General features: G+C 62.5%; 23 protein-coding genes. 10 read left to right on the forward strand and 13 right to left on the reverse strand.

Annotated features, from left to right (window positions below; genetic code table 11):
- Positions 1–7 precede the first annotated feature (7 nt).
- On the forward strand, positions 8–1,642 hold the full coding sequence (locus ACVZUB_RS28820; protein WP_285181575.1) for a class I adenylate-forming enzyme family protein: 1,635 nt from the start codon (positions 8–10) through the stop codon (positions 1,640–1,642).
- A gap of 25 nt (positions 1,643–1,667) precedes the next feature.
- On the opposite strand, the gene ACVZUB_RS28825 is transcribed toward ACVZUB_RS28820, so the two are convergent.
- Positions 1,668–2,564, reverse strand: coding sequence for an SDR family oxidoreductase (locus ACVZUB_RS28825; RefSeq protein WP_007735622.1), 897 nt, complete (start codon positions 2,562–2,564; stop codon positions 1,668–1,670).
- A 283-nt stretch (positions 2,565–2,847) separates the two neighbouring features.
- Between ACVZUB_RS28825 and ACVZUB_RS28830 the strand changes: the two genes are divergently transcribed.
- Positions 2,848–3,813 carry a DUF8129 domain-containing protein gene (locus ACVZUB_RS28830; RefSeq protein WP_042448142.1) on the forward strand — a complete coding sequence of 322 codons (966 nt, stop codon included), beginning with the start codon at positions 2,848–2,850 and terminating at the stop codon, positions 3,811–3,813.
- 94 nt (positions 3,814–3,907) lie between these two features.
- On the opposite strand, the gene ACVZUB_RS28835 is transcribed toward ACVZUB_RS28830, so the two are convergent.
- Positions 3,908–4,516: a TetR/AcrR family transcriptional regulator gene (locus ACVZUB_RS28835; protein ID WP_214660268.1), complete on the reverse strand. Its 609-nt coding sequence runs from the start codon at positions 4,514–4,516 to the stop codon at positions 3,908–3,910.
- A gap of 77 nt (positions 4,517–4,593) precedes the next feature.
- Between ACVZUB_RS28835 and ACVZUB_RS28840 the strand changes: the two genes are divergently transcribed.
- On the forward strand, positions 4,594–5,277 hold the full coding sequence (locus tag ACVZUB_RS28840) for an SDR family oxidoreductase (protein ID WP_482628005.1): 684 nt from the start codon (positions 4,594–4,596) through the stop codon (positions 5,275–5,277).
- 25 nt (positions 5,278–5,302) lie between these two features.
- Here the strand turns inward: ACVZUB_RS28840 and ACVZUB_RS28845 are convergent, their stop codons facing one another.
- Positions 5,303–5,707: a DUF4259 domain-containing protein gene (locus ACVZUB_RS28845; RefSeq protein ID WP_042448139.1), complete on the reverse strand. Its 405-nt coding sequence runs from the start codon at positions 5,705–5,707 to the stop codon at positions 5,303–5,305.
- 109 nt (positions 5,708–5,816) lie between these two features.
- Entirely contained in the window at positions 5,817–6,902 is a 1,086-nt protein-coding gene (locus tag ACVZUB_RS28850) for a PQQ-dependent sugar dehydrogenase (protein WP_058038456.1), read from the reverse strand.
- 178 nt (positions 6,903–7,080) lie between these two features.
- Here ACVZUB_RS28850 and ACVZUB_RS28855 point away from each other — a divergent pair, with 178 nt between their 5' ends.
- Entirely contained in the window at positions 7,081–8,289 is a 1,209-nt protein-coding gene (locus ACVZUB_RS28855) for an MFS transporter (RefSeq protein ID WP_064689126.1), read from the forward strand.
- Between the two features lie 27 nt (positions 8,290–8,316).
- Here the strand turns inward: ACVZUB_RS28855 and ACVZUB_RS28860 are convergent, their stop codons facing one another.
- The gene (locus ACVZUB_RS28860; RefSeq protein ID WP_064689072.1) at positions 8,317–9,213 is read right to left on the reverse strand and encodes a helix-turn-helix transcriptional regulator; all 897 of its coding nucleotides are present in this window, start codon (positions 9,211–9,213) and stop codon (positions 8,317–8,319) included.
- 134 nt (positions 9,214–9,347) lie between these two features.
- On the opposite strand from ACVZUB_RS28860, the gene ACVZUB_RS28865 reads away from it, so the two are divergent.
- Both ACVZUB_RS28865 and ACVZUB_RS28870 read left to right on the forward strand, forming a co-directional pair.
- Positions 9,348–10,370, forward strand: coding sequence for a zinc-dependent alcohol dehydrogenase family protein (locus tag ACVZUB_RS28865; RefSeq protein ID WP_030537173.1), 1,023 nt, complete (start codon positions 9,348–9,350; stop codon positions 10,368–10,370).
- 397 nt (positions 10,371–10,767) lie between these two features.
- Positions 10,768–12,603 (forward strand): acyl-CoA dehydrogenase, encoded by a 1,836-nt coding sequence (locus ACVZUB_RS28870; RefSeq protein ID WP_021333262.1) that lies wholly within the window; start codon positions 10,768–10,770, stop codon positions 12,601–12,603.
- Between the two features lie 55 nt (positions 12,604–12,658).
- On the opposite strand, the gene ACVZUB_RS28875 is transcribed toward ACVZUB_RS28870, so the two are convergent.
- From ACVZUB_RS28875 to ACVZUB_RS28885, 3 genes are read right to left on the reverse strand one after another with little or no spacing between them, the layout of a single operon-like run.
- Positions 12,659–13,354 carry a hypothetical protein gene (locus tag ACVZUB_RS28875; protein ID WP_075834858.1) on the reverse strand — a complete coding sequence of 232 codons (696 nt, stop codon included), beginning with the start codon at positions 13,352–13,354 and terminating at the stop codon, positions 12,659–12,661.
- Entirely contained in the window at positions 13,351–14,379 is a 1,029-nt protein-coding gene (locus tag ACVZUB_RS28880; RefSeq protein WP_162114449.1) for a nitronate monooxygenase, read from the reverse strand. Before ACVZUB_RS28880 ends, ACVZUB_RS28875 begins: the two co-directional genes overlap by 4 nt.
- Positions 14,380–14,424: 45 nt before the next feature.
- Positions 14,425–15,627, reverse strand: a complete 1,203-nt coding sequence (locus ACVZUB_RS28885; RefSeq protein ID WP_391590504.1) for a YbfB/YjiJ family MFS transporter — start codon at positions 15,625–15,627, stop codon at positions 14,425–14,427.
- Between the two features lie 95 nt (positions 15,628–15,722).
- Here ACVZUB_RS28885 and ACVZUB_RS28890 point away from each other — a divergent pair, with 95 nt between their 5' ends.
- From ACVZUB_RS28890 to ACVZUB_RS28900, 3 genes are all read left to right on the forward strand, one after another.
- Positions 15,723–16,643, forward strand: coding sequence for a LysR family transcriptional regulator (locus ACVZUB_RS28890; protein WP_482628006.1), 921 nt, complete (start codon positions 15,723–15,725; stop codon positions 16,641–16,643).
- The gene (locus ACVZUB_RS28895) at positions 16,640–17,326 is read left to right on the forward strand and encodes a hypothetical protein (RefSeq protein WP_482628007.1); all 687 of its coding nucleotides are present in this window, start codon (positions 16,640–16,642) and stop codon (positions 17,324–17,326) included. Before ACVZUB_RS28890 ends, ACVZUB_RS28895 begins: the two co-directional genes overlap by 4 nt.
- 96 nt (positions 17,327–17,422) lie before the next feature.
- Complete coding sequence (locus ACVZUB_RS28900; protein ID WP_007735601.1) at positions 17,423–17,860, forward strand: SRPBCC family protein; 438 nt, start codon at positions 17,423–17,425, stop codon at positions 17,858–17,860.
- A gap of 18 nt (positions 17,861–17,878) precedes the next feature.
- On the opposite strand, the gene ACVZUB_RS28905 is transcribed toward ACVZUB_RS28900, so the two are convergent.
- The gene (locus ACVZUB_RS28905; RefSeq protein WP_031331426.1) at positions 17,879–18,346 is read right to left on the reverse strand and encodes a hypothetical protein; all 468 of its coding nucleotides are present in this window, start codon (positions 18,344–18,346) and stop codon (positions 17,879–17,881) included.
- 128 nt (positions 18,347–18,474) lie between these two features.
- Positions 18,475–19,101, reverse strand: coding sequence for a class I SAM-dependent methyltransferase (locus ACVZUB_RS28910; RefSeq protein WP_482628008.1), 627 nt, complete (start codon positions 19,099–19,101; stop codon positions 18,475–18,477).
- 105 nt (positions 19,102–19,206) lie between these two features.
- Here ACVZUB_RS28910 and ACVZUB_RS28915 point away from each other — a divergent pair, with 105 nt between their 5' ends.
- On the forward strand, positions 19,207–19,455 hold the full coding sequence (locus tag ACVZUB_RS28915; protein WP_058227800.1) for a DUF3253 domain-containing protein: 249 nt from the start codon (positions 19,207–19,209) through the stop codon (positions 19,453–19,455).
- Between the two features lie 42 nt (positions 19,456–19,497).
- Here ACVZUB_RS28915 and ACVZUB_RS28920 read toward each other — a convergent pair whose 3' ends face one another.
- The 3 genes from ACVZUB_RS28920 to ACVZUB_RS28930 form a co-directional block, all read right to left on the reverse strand.
- The gene (locus tag ACVZUB_RS28920; protein WP_060939825.1) at positions 19,498–20,364 is read right to left on the reverse strand and encodes an NmrA family NAD(P)-binding protein; all 867 of its coding nucleotides are present in this window, start codon (positions 20,362–20,364) and stop codon (positions 19,498–19,500) included.
- Between the two features lie 55 nt (positions 20,365–20,419).
- The gene (locus tag ACVZUB_RS28925; RefSeq protein WP_234552229.1) at positions 20,420–20,920 is read right to left on the reverse strand and encodes a hypothetical protein; all 501 of its coding nucleotides are present in this window, start codon (positions 20,918–20,920) and stop codon (positions 20,420–20,422) included.
- A 121-nt stretch (positions 20,921–21,041) separates the two neighbouring features.
- Entirely contained in the window at positions 21,042–21,560 is a 519-nt protein-coding gene (locus ACVZUB_RS28930; RefSeq protein ID WP_003943230.1) for a MarR family winged helix-turn-helix transcriptional regulator, read from the reverse strand.
- Positions 21,561–21,596 lie beyond the last annotated feature (36 nt).

Below are 21,596 nucleotides of genomic sequence, written 5' to 3' on the forward strand. Positions count from 1 at the left end.
GCCCTTCATGCCAGTATCTCTCGAGTATCCCGACGTTGCGTTCGACGCTGTTCTCGCCGGTTCGGCACGCGCCTACGGAGATCGTATTGCCCTACGGGACGGCGACCAGGCTCTCACTTTCATCGAACTCCACGATCACGCGCTCCGCATAGCGCAAGGACTGTCCGACAGGGGCATTCGACCTGGCGATCGTGTAGTTCTCCTGATGCCCAATTCCCTGTGGTACCCGGTCGCCTACTTCGGAATTCTGTGTGCCGGCGCCGTGGCATGCCCGGTCAACCACACTCAGCCGACGGAAACACTGCGAGAATTGTTGGCAGAGTTCTCGCCTCGTGCCGCGGTGGTTCACCCGTCCAGTGTGGCGGCATTCCGTGCGGCACAGAACTCGGGGCTCGAATTCACCGTCGTCGCTCCCCCGACCGCGGCGGCCCCGGCGAACTGCCCGTCGCAAGACAGCGCAATCAGTGACGTCGATCTCTCTCATCTTCTCGAGTCGCCGGCCCTCACCCGAAAACTGGCGAGTTCACAAGGCGTCGCACATCTTCAGCTCACCGGCGGCACCACAGGCCGCTCGAAGGGCGTTCAGGTTCTGCACCGCAATCTGGTGGCCAGCACGATACAGACCACAGCGTGGCGTAGCTCGTCTCTTCCGGAAAGCGACGAAGCCGGTGGCATTCGGATGGTTCCGGTACCCACTGCTGTACACGAGAATTCGGAGCGAATGGGCGAGGGCGTCATTGCCGTCGTCGCACCGTATTTTCACGGACTGGCTCTCGTCGGACAGTGCAATCACGTACTTGCCGGTACCACCACCCTCGTACTCGGCAGGTTCGATCCTCACGAGTACCTCGCAACCATCGAGCGCCACAAGATCGACAGACTGATCGGCGCACCGGCGTTCTACCACCTACTCCTCGAGGCCTCGACCAAATCGACTCACGATTTGAGTTCGGTGCGTTCGGTGTTCTCAGGTGCTGCACCCATCGACACGACCACGTTGCGTCGCATGGGCGAGACATTCTCGAACGCGAAGGTCATCGAGGGTTACGGACTCAGCGAGGCGACAACCATTCTCACCAATCAACTCAACAACCCAGATGCGCGATCACCGATCGGCAGCGTAGGCCTACCGGTCTTCGACACGCGAATATCATTGCGAGACATGGAAACCGAAGAGGAAGTCACAGCCGGTGAAGTCGGCGAGATCTGGGCGAGTGGACCGCAAGTCACCGCCGGGTACTTCGCCGCACCCGAACTGACCGCGCTCCAATTTCGTGACGGTTGGCTCAAGACCGGCGACTTGGGCAGATTCGACAGCGATGGAAATCTGTATGTCGTCGGCAGGAGCAAAGACATGATCATCTACAAGGGGTACAACGTATATCCGGTTCAGCTCGAGGAGGTGCTGTGCTCCCACCCCGGCGTCGCGCAGAGTGCGGTGATCGGCAGGCCCAATGACGAAGTCGGGCAGATCCCGGTGGCCTTCGTCGTAAGATCGCCGGGCGCGGCCAGGGTTTCGGCATCCGAACTCGTGGAATACGTGAGTGAGAAGGTGGCTCCCTACCAGCGCATCCATGCAGTCGAGTTCATCGAGGCGCTACCTTTGACTCCAACGGGAAAGGTGCAGAAGTCGCGGCTCTAGCTCCACCCGGTTGCGGCCAGGGTAGTCAGGTGAGCGGTTTTCCACCCGTCACGCCGATGACTTCCCCAGTGGTGTAACTGGATTCGCCAGAGGCGAGAAATACATAGGCGGGAGCAAGCTCGGCCGGCTGACCTGCCCGCCCGAGCGGAACGTCGTCCCCGAACGTCTCGAACTTCTCCTTGGGCATCGTCGCCGGAATCAGTGGCGTCCAAATCGGTCCAGGTGCAACGGCATTGACCCTGATTCCCTTCCGTGCGACATCGGCGGCCAGCCCCTTGGTGAAGTCGATGATGCCCGCCTTTGTCGTGGCGTAATCGAGCAACTCGGGCGACGGGGACGCACCTTGGATGGACGAGGTATTCACGATCGTCGATCCGGGCTCCATCTGCGCGATCGCTGCTTTGGAGAGCCAAAATAGTGCGTAGAGGTTGGTTTTCATCACACGGTCGAATTGTTCGGTGGTGATATCGGCGATGCCGCCCATCTGCACCATCTGAAACGCGGCGTTGTTCACCAAGATGTCCAGTCCGCCGAGTTCACGCACCGCGGTTTCGACCAAAGCAGAACAATGTTCCTCGCTTCGGAGATCTCCCGGCACCGAGACGGCTTTGCGACCTGCCTCCTCGACCCAGCGAGCGGTTTCCCGAGCGTCCTGTTCTTCCTCGTCGAGATAACTCAGGACAACGTCCGCGCCTTCTCTGGCAAATGCAATCGCGACCGCACGTCCGATGCCCGAATCCGCTCCGGTGACAATCGCACGCCTTCCTTCGAGTCGACCGCTTCCTCGATAGGTGTTTTCACCGTGGTCGGGAGGAGAAATCATGTCTGCGGTGAGACCGGGGTGTGCGATCTCCGCCTGCCGCTCACGCACAGGAGCGGGGAACCGCGTGGTCGGGTCCTGCATTGCGTACTGGTCCGGCATATCGATACTCCTCGGGTGACGCAGTTTCTCGCGGGCTTCTGGATGGATGCACTGCACATGCCTCCTTCCCGCCGAATAGAAATCGAAACCTCGGGGTGGCCGGGATCTCACTCGTCCTGGCGCCGACGATCTCGGTGCGTCGAGCCCACTTGTTCGTTGTGGTTACTACGCGGTAGGTCGGGGTAGCCCGCGTATCGGCGGTGGCTCCGCGACCCGCGGAGCACTCGTCGAGCAGAAGCTGAACATCACGTAAAGCACGCACCGACGAAGGGACGACCCCGATATGAGCAACTCCGAAACCACGTCCGCCTTGATCACCCAGTTACGCATCCTCCTCGGACTGACGCACACCGAGATCCAGGTCGCCGAAACGCGCGTCGCACAGGCCAGAACCGAAGCGGTTCGACGCGAACTCACGGAAAACGCAGAGAACGGCCGTGAAAGGGCGAGTTCCATCGAGTCCACGATTCGCGATCTGGGTGGCGTTCCGGAATTGGTCGGTCCGTTCCTCGGACGCGCGACAGCCGGAGTGAAAGCGATGGTCGAACAGGCTCAGCCCTTCGACGAAGCTGTACTGGGCGACCTTGCGCTCGAACATCAACTCCTCGACCGCTCCCGCTACCTCAAGGCCCTGGCCACTGCCGGCGGCGATCAGACCGTCGCGGCGTTGGCCGACCGCCTCATCGCTGCACACTCCGCGACCGTGGACTGGCTCACGACTGTCTTGGCCGAAGAGGCACTCGGTGGACCGGCAGCTTTGCGCCGCACACCGATGCAAGCTGCCACCGGCGCGGCGATACGGCTGGTCAACGTTCCGGTCTCCTGGTCCACCCGCAGTCTCGACCGTGCCATCGACGCTGTTCGCACCTCACCGCCGGTACTGGGTGAGCTGATCAGCTGGGGCGCATATGCCGGTGACGTGACTGTGAAAACACTCTCGGCCAGTAGGGATGCGGCCATCGCCACGGCTGAGAAGGTCACTCGCCGAGAAGGTGCTGACGGTGCCGCCGACGTCTTCCGTTCGGTACGGAAGTCGAGTGGGCTACTCGACCCCACTGAACTTCCCATCGAAGACTTCGACGAACTCAACGTCACCCAAGCCGTCTCCGCCGTGAAGGAACTGACCGACGCCGCACAGGTGCGGGACATCGTTGCGTACGAGGAAGCGCACAAGAACCGACACGGCGTCGTATCCGCTGCCCAGGCAAGACTCGCAGCGATCGCCCAGGAAGTCGTCGGAATCAACTAGAGCGTTCAATCGACATATCGAGAGTCCGACTCTCGGAACCGCGAGCACTGGACCTCGTGAAAGCGGGATTCGCGGCCAGGGGCACCCGAGACCGTCAAGAAGATGACAGCGGCTCTCGAAGCCCTCTGATCAGTTCGACGCGCGCGGAATCGAGAATTTCCTCGGAGAGCGGGGAACCCTTGGTAGCTCGCGAAAGAACCAGTGCACCGAGCATGGTGGAGAGCCGGAGGAGACCGACAGCTTCGTCGTCGGCAAGAGCTGCGGCAAAATCCCCCACTCCCTCCGTGTACACCCGACGGGCCTCGCTGTCTGCAGGCTCGCGCGCCATGTCGGCGGCGAGCGCAGCAGCGGGGCATCCGTCTGCCGGGTTGTCGCGATGCGCCACCGAGAGATAGGTATCGATCAAAGCTTTTCGGGCGGAGTCACGTTGCCCTGCATACTCTTCGAGTCCCGCAGAGTGCAGCTGAGCCAGTTCCTTGAAGGCGTGGGTGGTCGCTTCGTCGATGAGAGCGTCCTTGGACGCGAACTGCTTGTAGAAGCCACCGTGGGTCAGCCCCGACGCCTTCATCAGGTCGGCGACGCTGAGGTGAGTGCCCTTCTCTCGGAACAGTCGGGCTGCGGTTTCCACGACGCGCCGACGGTTCTCTTCCGCTTGTTGCTGCGATACGCGGCCCATCACAACGCCTTCCAGTTTGGATTTCACTTGACATCTATCCTAGCCGACACTTAGATTTGATTCATAATCTAAATGTCACGAGCAATCACAATACTGGGAGAATCATGGACCTGAACAAGACGGTTGCGGTCGTCACAGGAGCCAATCGCGGGCTCGGACGCCATCTGGCTGCGGGACTCGTCGAGCGCGGCGCAAAGGTGTACGCGGCTGCGCGCAATCCGGAAACTGTCGATCTACCCGGCGTCATCCCCCTGAGGTTGGACGTGACGGACGCCGAATCGATAACCGCCGCCGCGCAAATCGCATCGGATGTGACCTTGCTGGTCAACAACGCAGGTATCTCTACCTCGGCGCCCTTGATCGGGGGCGACATCGATGACATTCGACGAGAGATGGACGTCAACTTCTACGGCCCGCTCGCCGTGATTCGGGCGTTTGCTCCTGTCATCGAAAACAACGACGGCGGAACAATACTCAATGTTCTGTCGGTGCTGTCCTGGTTCCATCCAGCCGCGCTCGGGTCTTACGCGTCGTCGAAAGCAGCGGCCTGGGCGATGACCGACGCCGTTCGAGAAGAACTTGCGCCGCGCAAAATCTCCGTATCGGCACTGCATGTCGCATACATGGATACCGACATGGCCGCTGGCGTACCCGCCGAACAGAAGATCGATCCTGCCGACGTCGCCGCGCAAGCACTGGACGGTATCGAAAGCGGGCTCGCCGAGATCCTCGCTGACGACACCACCCGGTACGTCAAGGGGAGTCTGTCCTCGTCGAACTCCGAGTAAGCAAGGGACTGCAGACTAGTGACGCTTACCCCACCGTTTTGAGGCTGGCCAATCTGCTCAGGATCGGTGCCCGCCAAGCTGCGAGGTCTTCCGGACCGTTCTCTTCCCACAACTCGTACAACTCCGAAGTGTCACTGTCGGAAACTGCACGCTCGAGTGCGGCGAGGACCCAACTCTTCTGCTCCGGGCTCAAGGTGCTGACGTACCCGGCGGCGTCAATTCCATCCAGCTGCACAGGCTTCGGCGCAACGCCGTGCGCAACCGCAAGAATCTCGGCGACGGCAATTGCTGTTTGAGCATCATCGGCATCGAGATAACCGCCATCGGGGTGGCTAGCGTAATCGTCGATGTCGTAGTCACCCGCCTGTACTGCGCTGAGCAGGTCGCCCGCTACGTCGTTGTCGAAAGGTCCTGAACCCCAAGTCCCCATGCTGTCTCTCCGATCCGTACCCGGCGCACCTGTCGTAAAGATATTAGTGAATCACAGGCTTCGGCCAGGACCCTCGGGCTGGAAGTACTGCGTTCGCCGGAAATCGACATCAGCGCAACGGCACGCGAAGGATGCGGTCATCACCGGGGTTGGGGTCGCCGCGTCCGTCGGTGTTGTTCGTCAGTATCCACAGCGACCCGTCCGGTGCGACTACAACATCACGGAGGCGCCCGTATTCGTCGACGAATTGCTCGTCGGCGGTCGCGGGATCGGTCAAGGGCACCGTGCGGAGTCGCTCACCACGAAGATTGGCGATGTAGATCGTGCCGTCGTGGATGGCGATTCCGCTGGGACTGGCATCGTCAGGTGACCATTGTTGGAGCGGGTCGATGAATCCGTCTTCACCCGCAATCCCTTCGACCTCGGGCCACCCGTAGTTTCCGCCTGCTTCGATCTTGTTGAGCTCGTCCCAGGTGTCCTGCCCGAACTCGCTGGCGTACATCGTGCCGTCCTCGGTCCAGGCAATGCCCTGGGAGTTGCGGTGGCCGTAGCTGTAGACAAACGAGTTCGGAAATGGATTATCTAGCGGCACATCGCCATCCGGAGTCATTCGAAGGATTTTCCCGGACATCGAGTCGAGGTCCTGAGCTCTGTCTCGACTACCGGCATCACCGACAGTGGCGTACAGCATCCCGTCCGGGCCGAACGCGATGCGACCACCGTTGTGGTAGTTGGCCGAAGCGAGCCCGTCGAGAATCGTCTCGGCCGGCCCGAGCGCGAATTCCCCCGGAGCACCGATGATGTCGAAGCGTTCGATCCGGTTCTCCCCGTTCGCGGTGAAGTACGCGTACAGGCGGTTTTCACGTGCTGCGATCCCTAGTAAACCGCCCTCACCCCTGGGGCTGACGCCGGCGACGACACCCACCTCGCGGCTGTTTCCGCCGGCGTCGAGTTCGAGGATTCGCGCGCTGTCGCGCTCACTGACAAGTGGTGTATCGCCGTGGAATTCGATCGACCAGGGCGCGTCCAAGCCGTCGGCGACGGTCTCGGGTTCACCGAAGGCCGCGGCGGGCGCCGATCGTGTTGTCGTGCTTGCCTGCGGACCGGGCCCTTCAGGATCCTCGCTACCGCAGGCCGTCAGGAAGGCCGAAAGGAGCACGGCGGCGCCAAGCCCTCGGATCTGTCGTCGTGTCATGGGCGCGCCTCCCGGGTTCAGGCAGTCTTTGCGCCGACGGTAGCGCGCAATCGGCCACACCGGGAGTCCCTTCGAGTACCCCCAACGACCGGGACTCCCTCGCAGGCGACAGGCGTGATGCCCTGGACGGGTGCGCCACGACATGCGCGTCGTCAACAGAAAGAGAACTGACCACCTCATGATTTCCGCCCCGACCGTCGAAGAAACCGGCCGCCTGCCGCTCGTGATCTACGTGCTGGCCGTCGGAGTTTTCTTGATGGGTACAACCGAATTCGTCGTCGCCGGCATTCTTCCCGAGATCGCGGGTGACCTCGGTACGTCGATCGCGAACGTCGGCCTGATGATCACCGTCTTCGCGATCGGAATGATCGTCGGCACGCCGGCGATGGCGATCTTGACACTCAGGTTTCCTCGACGCGTGACCTTGAGCTCGGCGCTGGTTGTTTTCGCGATCGGACACGTCATCGTCGCGCTCTCGTCCAACTTCGGACTCATTCTCGGCGCCCGCTTCCTCACAGCCGTGGCGACGGGCGCATTCTGGGCAGTCGCCGCAGTGGTCGGAGCAAAAGCGGCCGGCCCGGCGTCTTCCTCGCGCGCGCTCGGCATCGTCTTGGGCGGAGGCATGCTCGCGAACGTCATCGGTGTTCCGCTCGGCGCTCTGGCCGGTCAGAGCATCGGGTGGCGTGGTCCTTTCTGGGCCCTCGCCGCCCTCGCACTCGTTGCCGCGGCCGTCGTCCACCGATTGGTACCCGCCGACACCGACTCCGGTGCGGTGCCGTCCTGGCGAGCGGAGATCGCGAGCCTACGGGACGGACGCATCTGGCTCGTTCTGTCCGGTTGCGCCGTCGTGTGCGGGTCGTCGCTGGCGGCGTACAGCTTCATCTCTCCGCTGTTGACCGAGAACACGGGACTTGCTGCGTCGGCAGTGCCGCTAGTGCTTGTCGGCTACGGACTCGGTGCGTTCGTCGGCTCCAATCTCGGCGGTCGACTCGGTGCGAAGCATCAGTACGGGGTCTTGTTCGTCTCGGCAGCGATGACGTTTCTCGTGCTCGGGGCGCTCTGCCTCTTCTCGCACAACGTGATCGTGACGGTGTTTCTCGTAGTCATGCTGGGACTATTCGGCATGTCGACCAATCCCATCCTGATCGGGATGGCTGTGCGTTATGCCGATCAGGCGCCGACGATGGCTTCTGCTCTCAGCACCTCGTCGTTCAATCTGGGCACCGCGGTCGGCTCCTGGATCGCCGGGTTTGCGTTCGCCTCGAGTCTCGGTGCCACTGGGCCGGTGTTGGTAGGCACCGGCGTTGCCGCTCTCTACTTTCTGCCGCTGATGATCCTGTTGCGCAAGGAACGCACGAAGCGCACCACCGTCGAAGTCGTCAACTGACGACCCGATCAACCGTCGCGCAGTTCGTCAGCCGTCCGTCAGCGACCGCTCCGACACGTGAGGCGAAGAGTCCGCATTCTCACTGGCTGCCAACGAGGCGAGTAACTGCATCCGTTCCGCGGACGGCGATCCCGGCTCTGCGGTGTAGATCGTGAGCGTCAACCCCGGCTCGGCGGCCATCTCCAAACCTTCGAAGGCAAGCGTCAGCTCCCCCACGGCGGAGTGGTGAAAAGTCTTGAATCCGGTGCCGTGATGGCGGACGTCGTGCGCGCCCCACCGACGCCGGAATTCCTCACTCCGAGTGCTGAGTTCACCGATCAGATCGTGCAATTCCTTGTTGTGAGGATCTCGCCCAGCCTCGGTTCGCAGAATCGAGACGGTCACCTCGGCAAACTCGTTCCAGTCCGGATAAAACTCGAAAGCCCTATCGTCGAGGAACGTGAAGCGCGCGATGTTCGGGGGCTGCCCCGGCATGTCGTACAGGTCCTTGTAGAAAGCACGCGCGAGTGGGTTGACAGCAAGAAGATCCATGCGACCGTTCCGCACGAAAGCGGGTCCCGCGGTGACTGCATCGAGCGCCCACTGCAGGCTCTGATGGGGCTTCCAGCCCTTCGCATTTCGCCGACGCGGGGGTCTGGCTACCGGGCTTGCCGCGTGCGCGAGATCAAAAAGGTGGGCGCGCTCGGCGTCGTCGAGTCGTAAGGCCTTCGCGATACTGTCGAGTACACCCGGCGATGCGCCGCTGATCGCTCCGCGCTCGAGCCTCGTGTAGTACTCGACGCTCACGCCGGCGAGGGTTGCCACTTCACTTCGACGTAGACCGTCCACGCGGCGGTTCGATCCGGCCGGAAGTCCAACTTGTTCGGGCGTGACTCGGGCGCGCCGCGAGGTCAGGAATTCGCGTACTTGCGCTCGATCGTCCATGCCATCGAGCGTAAGTCAGTGACCGGTAGCGAGGGAGTCCCTCGCAGTACCACTATCGCGTGGGACTCCCGCACGCCGCCAAATCATGATCAGGTTGAAGTGACACGAGAAAACCGATGGTGAGGAGTCACGTCATGCGCGCTGTCGTCATGCATGCCCCCGGCGACGTCCGGGTCGAAGAGATCGAAGCGCCGGTGATCGTCGAACCGACCGACGCGATCATTCGCGTTACAGCCACCTGCGTCTGCGGTTCCGACCTCTGGCCGTACCGCGGCATCGAAGAGCTGAATGGCCCGACGCCGATGGGACACGAATACGTGGGCGTCGTCGAACAGGTCGGCCCCGACGTCAACGACATCGAAGTTGGGGACTTCGTCGTGGGCTCGTTCGTCGCGTCGGACAACACCTGCGAAATCTGCGAGGCCGGCTTTCAGTCTCGCTGTATCCACCAGGTCATGATGGGCTCGGTCGGCACCCAATCCGAATACGCTCGCATCCCGCTCGCGGACGGCACCCTCGTCCCTGTCCACGGAGAGCCGACCGAGCGGCAGGCCCGCAGCCTCCTTGCAGCCTCCGACGTACTCGGCACCGGTTGGTTCGCCGCCGTAGCTGCGGAAGCCGGACCTGGCAAAACGGTCGCCGTCGTCGGCGACGGCGCAGTCGGGCTTTTGGCGATCCTCGCTGCCAGACAACTCGGCGCCGAGCGGATCATTGCCATGTCACGTCACGCCGACCGGCAGGCACTCGCCACACAATTCGGCGCCACCGACATCGTCGAAGAGCGGGGCGACGCGGGCATCGCGAAGATCAAGGAACTCACCGGCGGCTACGGCGCCCACTCGACCGTCGAAGCCGTAGGTACCCAAGAATCGATGATGCAGGCTATCGGAGCTACCCGCCCCGGCGGACATGTCGGCTACGTCGGGGTATCCCACGGCGTCGAACTCGACGGCATGAACCTGTTCTTCGCGACGGTGAGCCTGCTCGGCGGTCCCGCGCCGGTCAGGCGATTCCTACCCGAACTGATCGAGCTCATCATGACCGACCAGATCGACCCAGGCATCGTCTTCGACCTCACTCTCCCGTTGGAGGACGCCGCCGCCGGCTACCGGGCGATGGACGAGCGGCGCGCCACCAAAGTGCTACTCACCCTCTGACCGATACCAAAGGCTCACGAGACAGAACTGGGCTCTACACGCCGGTCGAGGAACGTCTCGGCTACCAACGAGAGGCGCTCTTGGTCGACCGATCAGCATGTTCACTGATCACACCGAATGCGTATGATGCCGAAGGTGAGGACGGGCACTTCAATTGGTGCGCAGCTGCTTTGATCGTAGAGGACGCTACGCGACTGATATGCGCCCCCACCAGCGGAAACCAATTGTACGAGTGAATGTTTCATTGAGAGCGACTCGGCGCTACTTTGTAGCAACGGCACTCGTCTCTACCTACGGTTGCGTACTGAATTCCTTGTGGGGCAGGCTTTCTTGTGTACTGCTGACGAGCCGTATCTGCTGACGAATCGTATTGCTGACGAACCAAGGTCGGAGAACAATGGGTCACTACAAAAGCAACGTGCGTGATATCGAGTTCAATCTGTTCGAGGTGCTCGGGATCGGCGAACTGTTGGATGCCGGCGCTTACGGGGACCTCGACACCGACACTGTGCGCAACATTCTTGCGGAAGTAGCGAGACTGGCAGAAGGCCCGGTCGCCGCGTCCTTCGCCGACGCGGATCGGAACCCTGTCGAATTCGACGCACCCAATCACGCAGTTGTGGTCCCGGAACCTCTACGCAAGACGGTCGAGGCGGTGAACGAGGCCGGTTGGTCGCGACTCGGCCTACCAGAAGGCATGGGTGGTGTTCCTGCTCCTGCACCGTTGGTCTGGGCGATCGGCGAAATGTTGGTCGCGGCAAACGGATCCGCAAGCTTTTTCAACATGGGTCCACTGATGGCGAGCGTGCTCTACACCATCGGGAACGAACAGCAAAAACATTGGGCCAAAGAGGGATTCGAGCGCGGATGGGCCGGGACGATGGTGCTCACCGAACCAGACGCGGGATCCGATGTAGGCGCAGGCCGAACAAAGGCAATCGCGCAGGACGACGGCACGTGGCACATCGAGGGCGTCAAGCGGTTCATCTCCGGCGGCGACGTCGGAGACACGGCCGAGAACCTCTTCCACTTGGTGCTTGCCCGGCCCGAGGGCGCCGGTCCAGGAACCAAAGGTTTGAGCCTGTTCTACGTTCCGAAGTCCCATTTCAACTCGGACACACTTGAACTGGGAGAGCGCAACGGTGTGTACGTCACCGGCGTCGAGCACAAGATGGGCCTCAAGTCTTCCCCAACTTGCGAGCTCACCTTCGGAGCGACGGACGTTCCTGCCGTCGGCTGGCTCGTGGGTGATGTCCACAACGGTATCGCCCAGATGTTCCAGGTCATCGAGAATGCTCGAATGATGGTGGGCACCAAGGCTACCGGAACACTGTCCACCGGCTATCTCAACGCCCTCGAGTACGCAAAAGAACGAATTCAAGGCGCAGACCTCACCGAGCTGACAAACAAGACCGCGCCCCGCGTGGCCATTACGCACCACCCCGACGTCCGACGCAGCCTGGCGATGCAGAAGGCCTACGCCGAAGGCCTCCGAGCGGTCTACCTCTATACCGCTGCACACCAGAATGCCGATGTCGCCGAGTTGGTTTCGGGGGCGGATGCCGAACTGGCGGCGCGGGTCAACGATCTGCTGCTGCCGATCGTCAAGGGCGTCGGCTCCGAGAAGGCCTACGAACTGCTCACCGAGAGCCTGCAGACCCTGGGCGGCTCCGGTTATCTTCAGGACTACCCCATCGAGCAGTACATCCGCGATGCCAAGATCGACACCCTGTACGAGGGCACCACGGCAATCCAGGCGCAGGACTTCTTCTTTCGGAAGATCGCACGCGACCGCGGCGTTGCACTCGCTCACGTAGCCGGTCGCATACGAGAGTTCATCGACAGTGAGGCCGGGAACGGTCGACTCAAGGCCGAGCGAGTCCTACTCGAGACCGCCTTGACCGACGTGCAGGAGATGGCCGGGACGCTCACCGGGTATCTGATGGCTTCCCAGGACCAACCCTCCGAGTTGTACAAGATAGGCCTCGGCTCGGTGCGCTTTCTGTACGCGGTAGGCGACCTGCTCATCGGATGGCGCCTGTTGGTGCAAGCGGAAGTCGCGTTGGCAGCCTTGGACCGTGACGCGTCGGCAAAGGACCGGTCGTTCTATCGGGGCAAGGTGGTGATCGCGTCGTACTTCGCCAAGAACATCCTGCCTATCCTCGCGTCGACCAAAGAAATCCTGGGTTCCCTCGACAACGAGATCATGGAACTCGAGGAAGACGCATTCTGACAACGTGCCACGCGCGGTATGGGTGGTGCGCAACTCGGAATGCTTGCTGCGTGATTCAAACGTGGTCGTGAACCGGCGACGGAATCTTGTTGGAACGGTAAGAGTCTGCGCTCCGGTTCGGCCGCCAGAGACGCCAGTGTTTCGCGGACAACCGGAACGGGAGATGGTCTTGTAGGTGACGAGCACCGGACGACAACCGTTCGTCTGCTGGCAGGTTGAGCCACAGGGACAGTGAGGATGCCGCGTTCCCAAGGGTTGCGCGTATGCCTGACTCGCCGAGAGTCCGGCCGTATCCGTCGACGGCAAAGCGGCCGAACGCGTCGGGCGTGATGTCGGGATACGGCGCATGGGTGTCCGGGTCGATCAGGCGTACGGGCGCACTGTAGGTCAGTGCCGCCAAAGAACGTCCGTGGGTTGTGACCGCATCGGAACCAACGAGGGTATCGAGCGCTTCGTTGACAGAACCCGGTGGGACGTTCCATTCGGTATGGGTTTGCGCTTTGTAGCTGGGCCCACCGAAGAGCTCGGTAGCGAACGATGACAACTGCGCGGTCGGCTCGGATGGCCCACTCTGGTAGATCTCGAACGTCCACGACGGCAACGACACTGGTTCGATGCAGGCTTCCAGAAATGTCTGCAGGCGTTGAAATGCCACGTCGGGGCGCTTGACTCGAAGCGAGTGTGCACCACTGGGCAGCCCGTCGTATGTCACTACCTCGGGCAATGTGATGTCCGGTGTCCGCGCCGTCACAGGTTAGCCAATCGCGAAAGCACTACCCCGGCTGGTTCCTCCGTCGCGTGGCGATAGCCAGTACCGGCCCACAGGTGCATTCGCTCGGGATCTGCCTGCGCAACAGCGGCTTTGCGCATCGGGTTGGTCAGGTGATGGATGGCCGGGTACCCGATGGGCGCTTGTGCGTCGTAGCGATCGATGAACTCGTTCCGAAGCGCCCGTGCAGGACGTCCCGTGAAAGCTCTTGTGACGACCGTGTTCCCGCGGGACGTGTCGGCCAGAGCTGCCTTGTGCGGAGCCGAGGCACCACTCTCCTCGGTGCGCAGCAGCACAGTACCGACCACTGCCGCGTCCGCTCCGGCACGTAAGGCAGCAGCGACGTCGGCGGAGGTCGCCAGTCCACCGGCCGCCAATAGTGGAACAGAGGTGCGATGACGGATTTGTGCGATCAGTTCGGTGATCGGTGTTTCTGCCGGAACCTGCAGGGGAGTGAGCGTTCCGGAGTGTCCGCCGGCAGCCGACGATTGCACGACAAGCAGATCGGCACCGGCGTCGACGGCAAGGAGCGCCTCTGCCTCCGAAGTCACTGTGAGGACGACAAGTGAACCGGCAGCGCGCAGCGCCTTGATGACGCCCGGTGCGGGAAAGCCGAAGGTGAAGCTGACCACCGGAACCGGGCTGGCCAGGAGCAGATCGATCTTGTCCGCGAAATAGTCGTCGTCTTCGACAGGCTCACCGTCAGCCAGTGTGATGCCGTAGCGATCCGCCTCGACCTGGATCGCCCTGGCATAGGCACGGTAGGCATCGACATCGACAGGCACCGGGTTGGGCGCAAAGACGTTGACACCGAACGACACTCCCTCGGCGCGCACGGCGTCGATCTGTTCGGACAGAGCCTGAGGCGTCTTGTACCCGGCGGCGAGGAAGCCGAGACCGCCTGCGCGAGAGGCAGCAGCAACAAGTGCCGGTGTGGAAGCGCCGCCGGCCATGGGCGCTGCGATGACAGGGACCTTCAGGTCGAGATCGGTTGTGAGTGCGCTCATTCGAACATCTCCAGTCCTACGTCGGATAGTGCTCCGGCGGTTTCGTCATCTGACATCAAAAACTACCTCCTCAGTCGAGGTGGCTGTCCGAGGGTCCGCATCGAGATCGGAAGGGAATCGGAACCGCAAAACCGCGGCGGCCACTGCCGCGCCCAGAACGACGGCCGCACCCAACAGCAGAGCGTCGCGATACCCGTCTCGCAGCAACGGAGTGACAACGAGTGGGCCGAGAATCTGACCGACGCTGTATCCAGCGGTTAGCAACGCCACGGCGCGTGGGAACTGCAGGTGCGCGCCGATTGCCAACACAATTGACCCGATACCAAGGAAGGTGACACCGAACAGGAAAGCTGAAATCAGTGCGGGGCCGACGCCTCCGATCACAGCAGGAAGCGCTATGCCCACCGCCTGAATCAACAGGGCAACGAGAAGCAGAGTCGGCCTCGACCAACGCAGGCTGAGCCAAGCCCACAGGGCGCATGAGGGAAATGCGGCCAGACCGACCACTATCCAAGCGCCGCTGCCGACCCATTCTGGAGCGGCGAGATCGATTGCGGCAACAAGGAACGTGCCCGCGATGATGTAGCCGATGCCTTCCAGGAAGTAACTGATGAACAAGGCAGTGAACCCGCGATGGGAACTGGGAGTTCCCGGCGCGTCCGGTGTGATGGTCGGACGCGGTTCCGGCGTCAATCCCCAGGCTGCGACCGCACACACCACTGCAAGGGCCGCAGATGCCAGCCAGGCTGTACTCCAGGTACCGATGACGCGGACGACGAACACGAGGACCCCGGACAGGGCGATACCCAGCCCAACTCCACCGAATCCCCATCCGGCCAAGAATCGGGACTGCCCCCGAAGGTGCGCGTGCAAAGCGCTGACGGCGATCATGAATACGAGGGCACTGGCAATGCCTGCGACGAGCCGCAGGGCGAACCAGATGGATCCGTCGTGGGTAGTGGGCATGAGCGCCAAAGTCGCGATGAGGACCACCAACGACGTACGCATCACCGCTGCCGAGCGCACCGCGCCGGGAATGAGGATTCCCGCGAGCGCGCCGATCAGGTACCCGACGTAGTTGGCCGTCGCCAGGGTTGCGCCGAGCGAGGCGGACAGACCGGCCTGCGTGTGCATCAACGGCAGAATCGGTGTGTAGACGAATCGACCGATTCCCATGCTCGCCGCCAGCGCAGCGGCAGCTTGGACAGCGTGCGCTCGCGGGGAGACGCCGTTGTGGATTGTGGTCATGGTCTTATCGTGTGCCCCGGCCGCGCCGGACCGCCACGACCGCTTTGCTCCTGACTGATAGGCACAACCTCCCACCGCACGTAGCATGAAGGATCGTGGAGCTGCGTCAGCTGAGATATTTCGAGGTCGTCGCCGAGGAATTGCACTTCGGCCGAGCCGCGGCGCGGCTACTGATAGCCGGGCCGTCATTGTCGCAGCAGATCATGGCACTCGAACGCGACCTCGGCGTCAAGCTGTTCGTCCGCGACCGTCGTTCCGTCGCTCTGACGCCAGCCGGCGCGGCCCTGCTCCCTGATGTCCGTGCGCTACTCGAGAGTGCCGAGAATCTGCGACGCCGCGCGGAGCGTCTGTCCGGAGCGGAGCCCGTCCGGATCGGCTACGTCAATTGGCTCCCCACGGATCTGATCGCGCGCACTTCAGGGGTCGCGCAACTGCACGTCGACGCCTGGGTGGTGCCTTCGCACGCGCAGGCCGCGCGGGTAGCGGACGGCAGCCTCGACCTGGCGATCGCCTGGGTGCGGAAAACCGATGTCGCCCAACATGCTCTGAGCGCAAGACTGCTCGGTGCGGATCGGCTGTACGCGGTCTCCACCGGAGAGGACACCACACCGGTGCGGGCACGCGACGTCGTCGTACTCGTCGACGACGACACCACCTCCTGGTATTCGTGGAACGTCTACGCCGAAGAATTCGCTCGCGATACCGGCGCACAGATTCTGCGCATCAACAACGGTGGTATCACCGGTCCGGCATTCTTCGATCACGTCCGTGCCGTCGGCCGTCCGGTCGTCAACTCGCCCAAAGGGCAGACCATCACGCTGCCAAGCGATCTCACTGCACGTGCGGTGATCGACCCCGCGGCAATCTGGACGTGGTCTCTCCTGTGCCGCGAGAACGAAACGCGCCCTGCAGTTCTCGCGGCCGTCGACGCTCTCACCCGCGGCGTCACTGATCTCGAAATCCACGAAGACGGGATATGGCTACCCATGGACGATCCTTACCGGAGGACTCGATGACACGACGCGCTATTCGAGTTTTCTGGGGACGACGGCCGGAATCGGTGCAGGCCGTGGCCTCCCGGTGGCGTCGGACGTTGGAGCAAGTCGAATTCCTGTTGCCCGAGGTGGTCGGCGGGTCGTGGCAACAGATCCATTCCGCTGGACCTGCTACTGCCGTGACCGTCGACCAGTTGGCGCAGGTCCTCGAGAACGCGCAGGCCGCCGAAGACTGGTCGGATCGTCTGGGAATCGGATTGAGGCTCGCATCCAGTGGAGGGCCCGAATGGGGGCTCGAACTCTCCGGGTTGGCGGGCGGCGAACCTGAAATCGTCCTTCAGTCGATGATTCTTGCCGTCAGCGCGCCGGACACCGCCGAAGTTCCTGAGACAGAACTACTTCGGATGCTCGCCGCGGAGTGGGAACCGGACTTCGGAGACGTCACCGACGACAACATCCTCGACGCTCTCGAAAACGAGTCCGACTATCGCGTCGGTGATCCCGTGATCGGACGAGTCGGCTACCTCTCGTCCGCTCGCGCTGACGCGATCCCGGGTAACCTCGCAGCAGGCGTTGCCGCGTTACCGGGCGGCGTGTTGCTACAGATCGGGGCCGTCGATGGGGTCGTTCGGGCGTACGAGCGCCTGCGCGAGACCGGCGCACTCGATCCGCTTCCGCGTCCACTGGACCGCGCAGTCTTCTGAAGGTGGTTACCGTTTGTCGAGTTTGGGTAGCCCGGGCGTCGGAACGAACTCTCACCGCGGCACTACCGCCGAAAAATGAACCGAAAGGCCCACCGCATGGTTGACGTCACCCGCAAATTCACCGCCGAGGTACCGATCGAAAAGGCTGCGGCGTTTCTCCGCGACTTCGCCAATGCGCCGACGTGGGATCCGGGCACCGAGAGCTGCACGCAGATCTCCGACGGCCCTGTCGGCGTCGGAACCCAGTGGCACAACGTGTCCAAGCTGTTCGGCGTCACCACGGAACTGACGTACACGCTGGTGACCGACGAGCTGAATCACGTTGTTCTCGAAGGAAAGAACAAGACTGCCACCAGTACCGACGACATCACCTTGACTTCGGTGGGTCCGAACTCGACCGAGATCGAATATCACGCGAACGTCGAGTTCAACGGTGCCGCCAAGATTGCGTCGCCTCTCCTGAAGGCGGGATTCGAAGCCAAAGTGGCACCGGAGACGGTGAAGAAGATGACGGAAGCCCTCGAAGCGCTCTGACAGTCCGTCAGGTTCTTGTCACTGTGGGTTGCCGCCGCTCGCGCCGCCATTGCGAGCTTCGATGGCATCGATGGACTTCGTGAACGACTTTCCCAGCACTTGAGTGCCGACGAGTCCGAGTACCGACGCCAGGAGCTTTCCCTTGAGGTTCTTGCCGTCCCGGACCACGACGGCATCGACATCGGTCAGGCCCGTCGGCTGCCGGGTCAGCGTGTAGGTATGGCTCGACGCCCCGCCCCACAGGTTGGAGTCGGTGGTTGTCATCACGACGCGGTGCGGGTCGGTCCAGTCGTAGTGCAGACGCTCCCAGATACCACTGGAGCCCTCGGTGACATCAGCATCGTGGGGTCCTTGTTGGTGCACTTTCAGGTAGCTGTCCGCACTGCGGCCGAAGATTTCCTCACGGCCCGGGCCGAAGTCGGTCAGGCCGGCAAGGACCTGTTCGGGCGTCGCAGTGGTCGTCTTGTGAAGATGGATCGTGGTCATGGCGCCTTCTTTCAACTGTGGATGATCCGGTGCTGAAAAAGCCGGGGAGTGAATCATCCAGCACACCACTCACACGAAATGAATGAAAGAGAATTGCTCGCCCTGTCTCGATCCGCTGTCTCGATCCGCTATTCGACGCCGCGCCGGCTGGCAGTGATTGCGCCGTGCGGCCTGTAGCCGCTCCCCGTCCGGGTATGGGTTTCGATCACGTCGAAACCCGCTGTGACCAGCACCTCGGCAAGTTCGGTCACCGGCCATCGATAACCAGTCGTCGCGGCATGATCAAAAGGCTCTACCGTTGTGCCTTCGAAGAAGCCCACCAGCAACCCACCACCTGGGCGGATCACGCGCGCGAATTCAGCGAGCGGTGCCTCGATATCTAGCGGGTGATGGTGAATGAGCGAGTACCAGGACAGCACGCCGCCCAGTGAATTCGTTTTCGCGTCCAACGCCTCGAAGCCCCCGACCTCGAAGGAAAGATCCGGGTATTGGTTGCGTGCTCGTTCGACGAACTCGGGCACGAGATCGATCCCGCTCACAGCCAGCCCGCTCTGGGCCAGGAAGTCTGTCCACTGCCCCGGCCCGCACCCGGCGTCGAGCACGGGGCCGGTCAAAGTGGCAGCCCAGCTGGTCACCAGGGCCCGATCAGATACGTGCGTCGAATCCATCGAGCCGAAGAGGTCCGTGTACTCCTGGGATCTGGCCGAATACGACTCTCGGACTACGTCGCGGCGCGTTGCACTCGAATTCTCCACGCCGTCAATGATTATCGATGTGCACCATTCCTTCGCCACAACTCGCCGAACCGAAGGTTCATACTCTGTTGAAGGCCTACGGTCACGTCCGGAAACTGAGGTCATATGGTGGAAGAGAAAGAACTGGCGGCGAAGATCCGCGAACTACTCAATGCCCGATCGGCCGAGTCGAGCATCTGCCCCTCCGACGTGGCCCGCGCAGCGGCACCCGACAATTGGCGTCCGCTGATGGAATCCGTCCGAGAGGCTGCCCGCCACATGGTGGCCGACGGCGAAGTGCAGATCACCCAGGGCGGCGAAGTCGTCGACCCGGAATCCGTACGAGGTCCGATCAGGATTCGGTGGGCTCGTTGATCAACCGCGTAACTTCTGGCGGCGCTGCTCTCGCAGCGTGAATCAGCGGAAACGGTCCAGATGCTCACGCAGGAACGCATCCAGGCTTCGTGGCTCACGCCCCAGGACACGTGCCACCGTGTCGGTGGGTGACTCCGGGCGCGAGACGGCAAGTTGCTGGATCTCCAGAATGTGCTCGGCCAGCCACGGAGGCATGTGGGCATGATCGACGAGGTTTTGCCGCAGTTCGTGCGGTGGCAGGTCGATATATTGGACGGGGCGATCGAGCATGCGGGTCAGAGAATCGGCGATGCCGCCGTAGCCGACTGCCTCGCTACCCGTCAGGACGTAGGTACCGCCGGCGAGGTCGGCGCGTGTGAGCACGGCCGCGGCGACGTCACCGATGTCTCGGCAGTCGATCCAGTTGCACGGCGCGTCCCGCATCGCGCCCAGAATCACCCCTTGCGCAGCCACCGCCGGAGCCAGGAGCAACAGATTCTGCATGAACGCATAAGGGCGGAGCAGAGTGTGGCGGATCCCGGATGCACGCAGGTGTTCGCCGACGGCGTGGTGGCCGCGGGAGAGAGCGATGGGGGAGTCGGCCGCGGCGGCGGGGTCGGAGATCTTGACGATGTGTTCGACGCCGCTCTCGGCGGCTATGTCTATCACACGCGTTTCGAGCTCGACCTGTTCGAGGCCGTTGGCCATAGCGAGGAAAAGTTGTTCAGCCCCTTCGAAAGCCGTGCGTAGCGAAGTTGAGTCTGCGGCATCGGCCCGCACTACTTCGACCAAACCGTCGGCCAAATCGCCGAGGTGGGCGCGCAGCCTGTCCGGGTCGCGGGACAACGCTCGGCTCGGCACACCCGAGGATGCGAGACTGCGTAGCAACGCGCCGCCTGTGGTTCCGGACGCTCCCATGATGACGATCATCGTGTTCCTTTCGGTCTTCCCCGGGAAGCCGGGGATCGTTGACATATGTTGTCGGTCAGGAATTCTGACGGCGCCATCGCCAGCTGACGATGACGGCAGCGACAGCGGCAGATATCGGTAGATCGAGTTGCAGGCGAGCAAGCCAAGCAGTGTCGACTACGCTCGTGTGAGCTGGTAGCCAACGGGAGGCGAACCATCCGACGAGACCAGCAATCACAGCGGCTCCGACGGCAAGAGTTGCCGCCACCATGATGCGAGGCAGGGCCGTGGTCCACGGCCGTGACCTCCCGCGACGCTGCAACCAGGAGCCGATCAGCAACGCCACCACCGCCGACGTGCCCGCGATGGACGTAAATGCCGCCGTCGTCAGGCTCGCTTGGCCGGATGCGACTCCGCCCGCACCCGCCATCAGCGCAGGGGCAAGGTAGGCGACCAGCACCTCTCTCCACAGGATGAAAGTTCGTGCGCCGCGACGATCGGCAACCGGGTCGAGTCGATTGGAATCGGTTATCTCCCTTTCGTTTTCGCGACGGATCGGTGGGGTGAGTCCGGACATGAAGGAGACCAACTTTCCGATTATAATTAGGTGACTAACTATTTGGGTATGAAAAGAGAAGTCTCTGTCGAGAATTGACGACGATTCGAATCGCTACGCGAATACTTGGAATCCCAGCCGACTACTCCGCAGTCAGCGCACCGATACCGCGAACGACCCGCGAGAGCAGATCCAGAAAGACCGCTCGCTCGTCGACAGTGAGCTCGTCGACCATTTCCTCGAGACGAGCAAAGTGTTCGGGCGCCATGTCACGTAAACGCTGAGCGCCGCGAGCAGTCAGGACGACCACCGCACCACGCCCGTCCTCCGCGGACGGACGTCGAGCGACCAAACCCTCCTGCTCGAGCCCATCGACCAAGCCGGTGACCGTGGCCCGCGAGACGCCGAGATCAGCCGCCAGACGTGAGGGAGATTTCTCCCCGTCGTGGTCTTCCAGATCCGCAAGCAGTCGGTAACGGCCGGTCGACAGCCCATACCTCGCGAAGTGAACCTCAGTCGCTCGACCGAGCCGCGCGCCCGCCGAGATCAACCGCACCGCAACCAGCACCGCCTGCGGATCGGACCCGAGGCCGTAATGCTCCAACTGCCGCCGCGCCTGATCCAAAGTGGGTGAGTCGTGATCGGTTCCGTCCACTGCCATGCAACTAATATGGCACCTAACTACATTCTGGTCAAC

It is taken from the genome of Rhodococcus sp. OS5, assembly GCF_056837585.1.

What these genes read in the sequence shown, in the direction of transcription:
- ACVZUB_RS28925 (WP_234552229.1), bottom strand. Translation starts at nt 20,920, where the DNA reads ATGTCCGGACTCACCCCACCGATCCGTCGCGAAAACGAAAGGGAGATA.
- ACVZUB_RS28850 (WP_058038456.1), bottom strand. Translation starts at nt 6,902, where the DNA reads ATGACACGACGACAGATCCGAGGGCTTGGCGCCGCCGTGCTCCTTTCG.
- ACVZUB_RS28855 (WP_064689126.1), top strand. Translation starts at nt 7,081, where the DNA reads ATGATTTCCGCCCCGACCGTCGAAGAAACCGGCCGCCTGCCGCTCGTG.
- ACVZUB_RS28920 (WP_060939825.1), bottom strand. Translation starts at nt 20,364, where the DNA reads ATGATCGTCATCATGGGAGCGTCCGGAACCACAGGCGGCGCGTTGCTA.
- ACVZUB_RS28915 (WP_058227800.1), top strand. Translation starts at nt 19,207, where the DNA reads ATGGTGGAAGAGAAAGAACTGGCGGCGAAGATCCGCGAACTACTCAAT.
- ACVZUB_RS28905 (WP_031331426.1), bottom strand. Translation starts at nt 18,346, where the DNA reads ATGACCACGATCCATCTTCACAAGACGACCACTGCGACGCCCGAACAG.
- ACVZUB_RS28870 (WP_021333262.1), top strand. Translation starts at nt 10,768, where the DNA reads ATGGGTCACTACAAAAGCAACGTGCGTGATATCGAGTTCAATCTGTTC.
- ACVZUB_RS28865 (WP_030537173.1), top strand. Translation starts at nt 9,348, where the DNA reads ATGCGCGCTGTCGTCATGCATGCCCCCGGCGACGTCCGGGTCGAAGAG.
- ACVZUB_RS28930 (WP_003943230.1), bottom strand. Translation starts at nt 21,560, where the DNA reads ATGGCAGTGGACGGAACCGATCACGACTCACCCACTTTGGATCAGGCG.
- ACVZUB_RS28825 (WP_007735622.1), bottom strand. Translation starts at nt 2,564, where the DNA reads ATGCCGGACCAGTACGCAATGCAGGACCCGACCACGCGGTTCCCCGCT.
- ACVZUB_RS28900 (WP_007735601.1), top strand. Translation starts at nt 17,423, where the DNA reads ATGGTTGACGTCACCCGCAAATTCACCGCCGAGGTACCGATCGAAAAG.
- ACVZUB_RS28845 (WP_042448139.1), bottom strand. Translation starts at nt 5,707, where the DNA reads ATGGGGACTTGGGGTTCAGGACCTTTCGACAACGACGTAGCGGGCGAC.
- ACVZUB_RS28885 (WP_391590504.1), bottom strand. Translation starts at nt 15,627, where the DNA reads ATGACCACAATCCACAACGGCGTCTCCCCGCGAGCGCACGCTGTCCAA.
- ACVZUB_RS28895 (WP_482628007.1), top strand. Translation starts at nt 16,640, where the DNA reads ATGACACGACGCGCTATTCGAGTTTTCTGGGGACGACGGCCGGAATCG.
- ACVZUB_RS28880 (WP_162114449.1), bottom strand. Translation starts at nt 14,379, where the DNA reads ATGAGCGCACTCACAACCGATCTCGACCTGAAGGTCCCTGTCATCGCA.
- ACVZUB_RS28830 (WP_042448142.1), top strand. Translation starts at nt 2,848, where the DNA reads ATGAGCAACTCCGAAACCACGTCCGCCTTGATCACCCAGTTACGCATC.
- ACVZUB_RS28840 (WP_482628005.1), top strand. Translation starts at nt 4,594, where the DNA reads ATGGACCTGAACAAGACGGTTGCGGTCGTCACAGGAGCCAATCGCGGG.
- ACVZUB_RS28820 (WP_285181575.1), top strand. Translation starts at nt 8, where the DNA reads ATGCCAGTATCTCTCGAGTATCCCGACGTTGCGTTCGACGCTGTTCTC.
- ACVZUB_RS28860 (WP_064689072.1), bottom strand. Translation starts at nt 9,213, where the DNA reads ATGGACGATCGAGCGCAAGTACGCGAATTCCTGACCTCGCGGCGCGCC.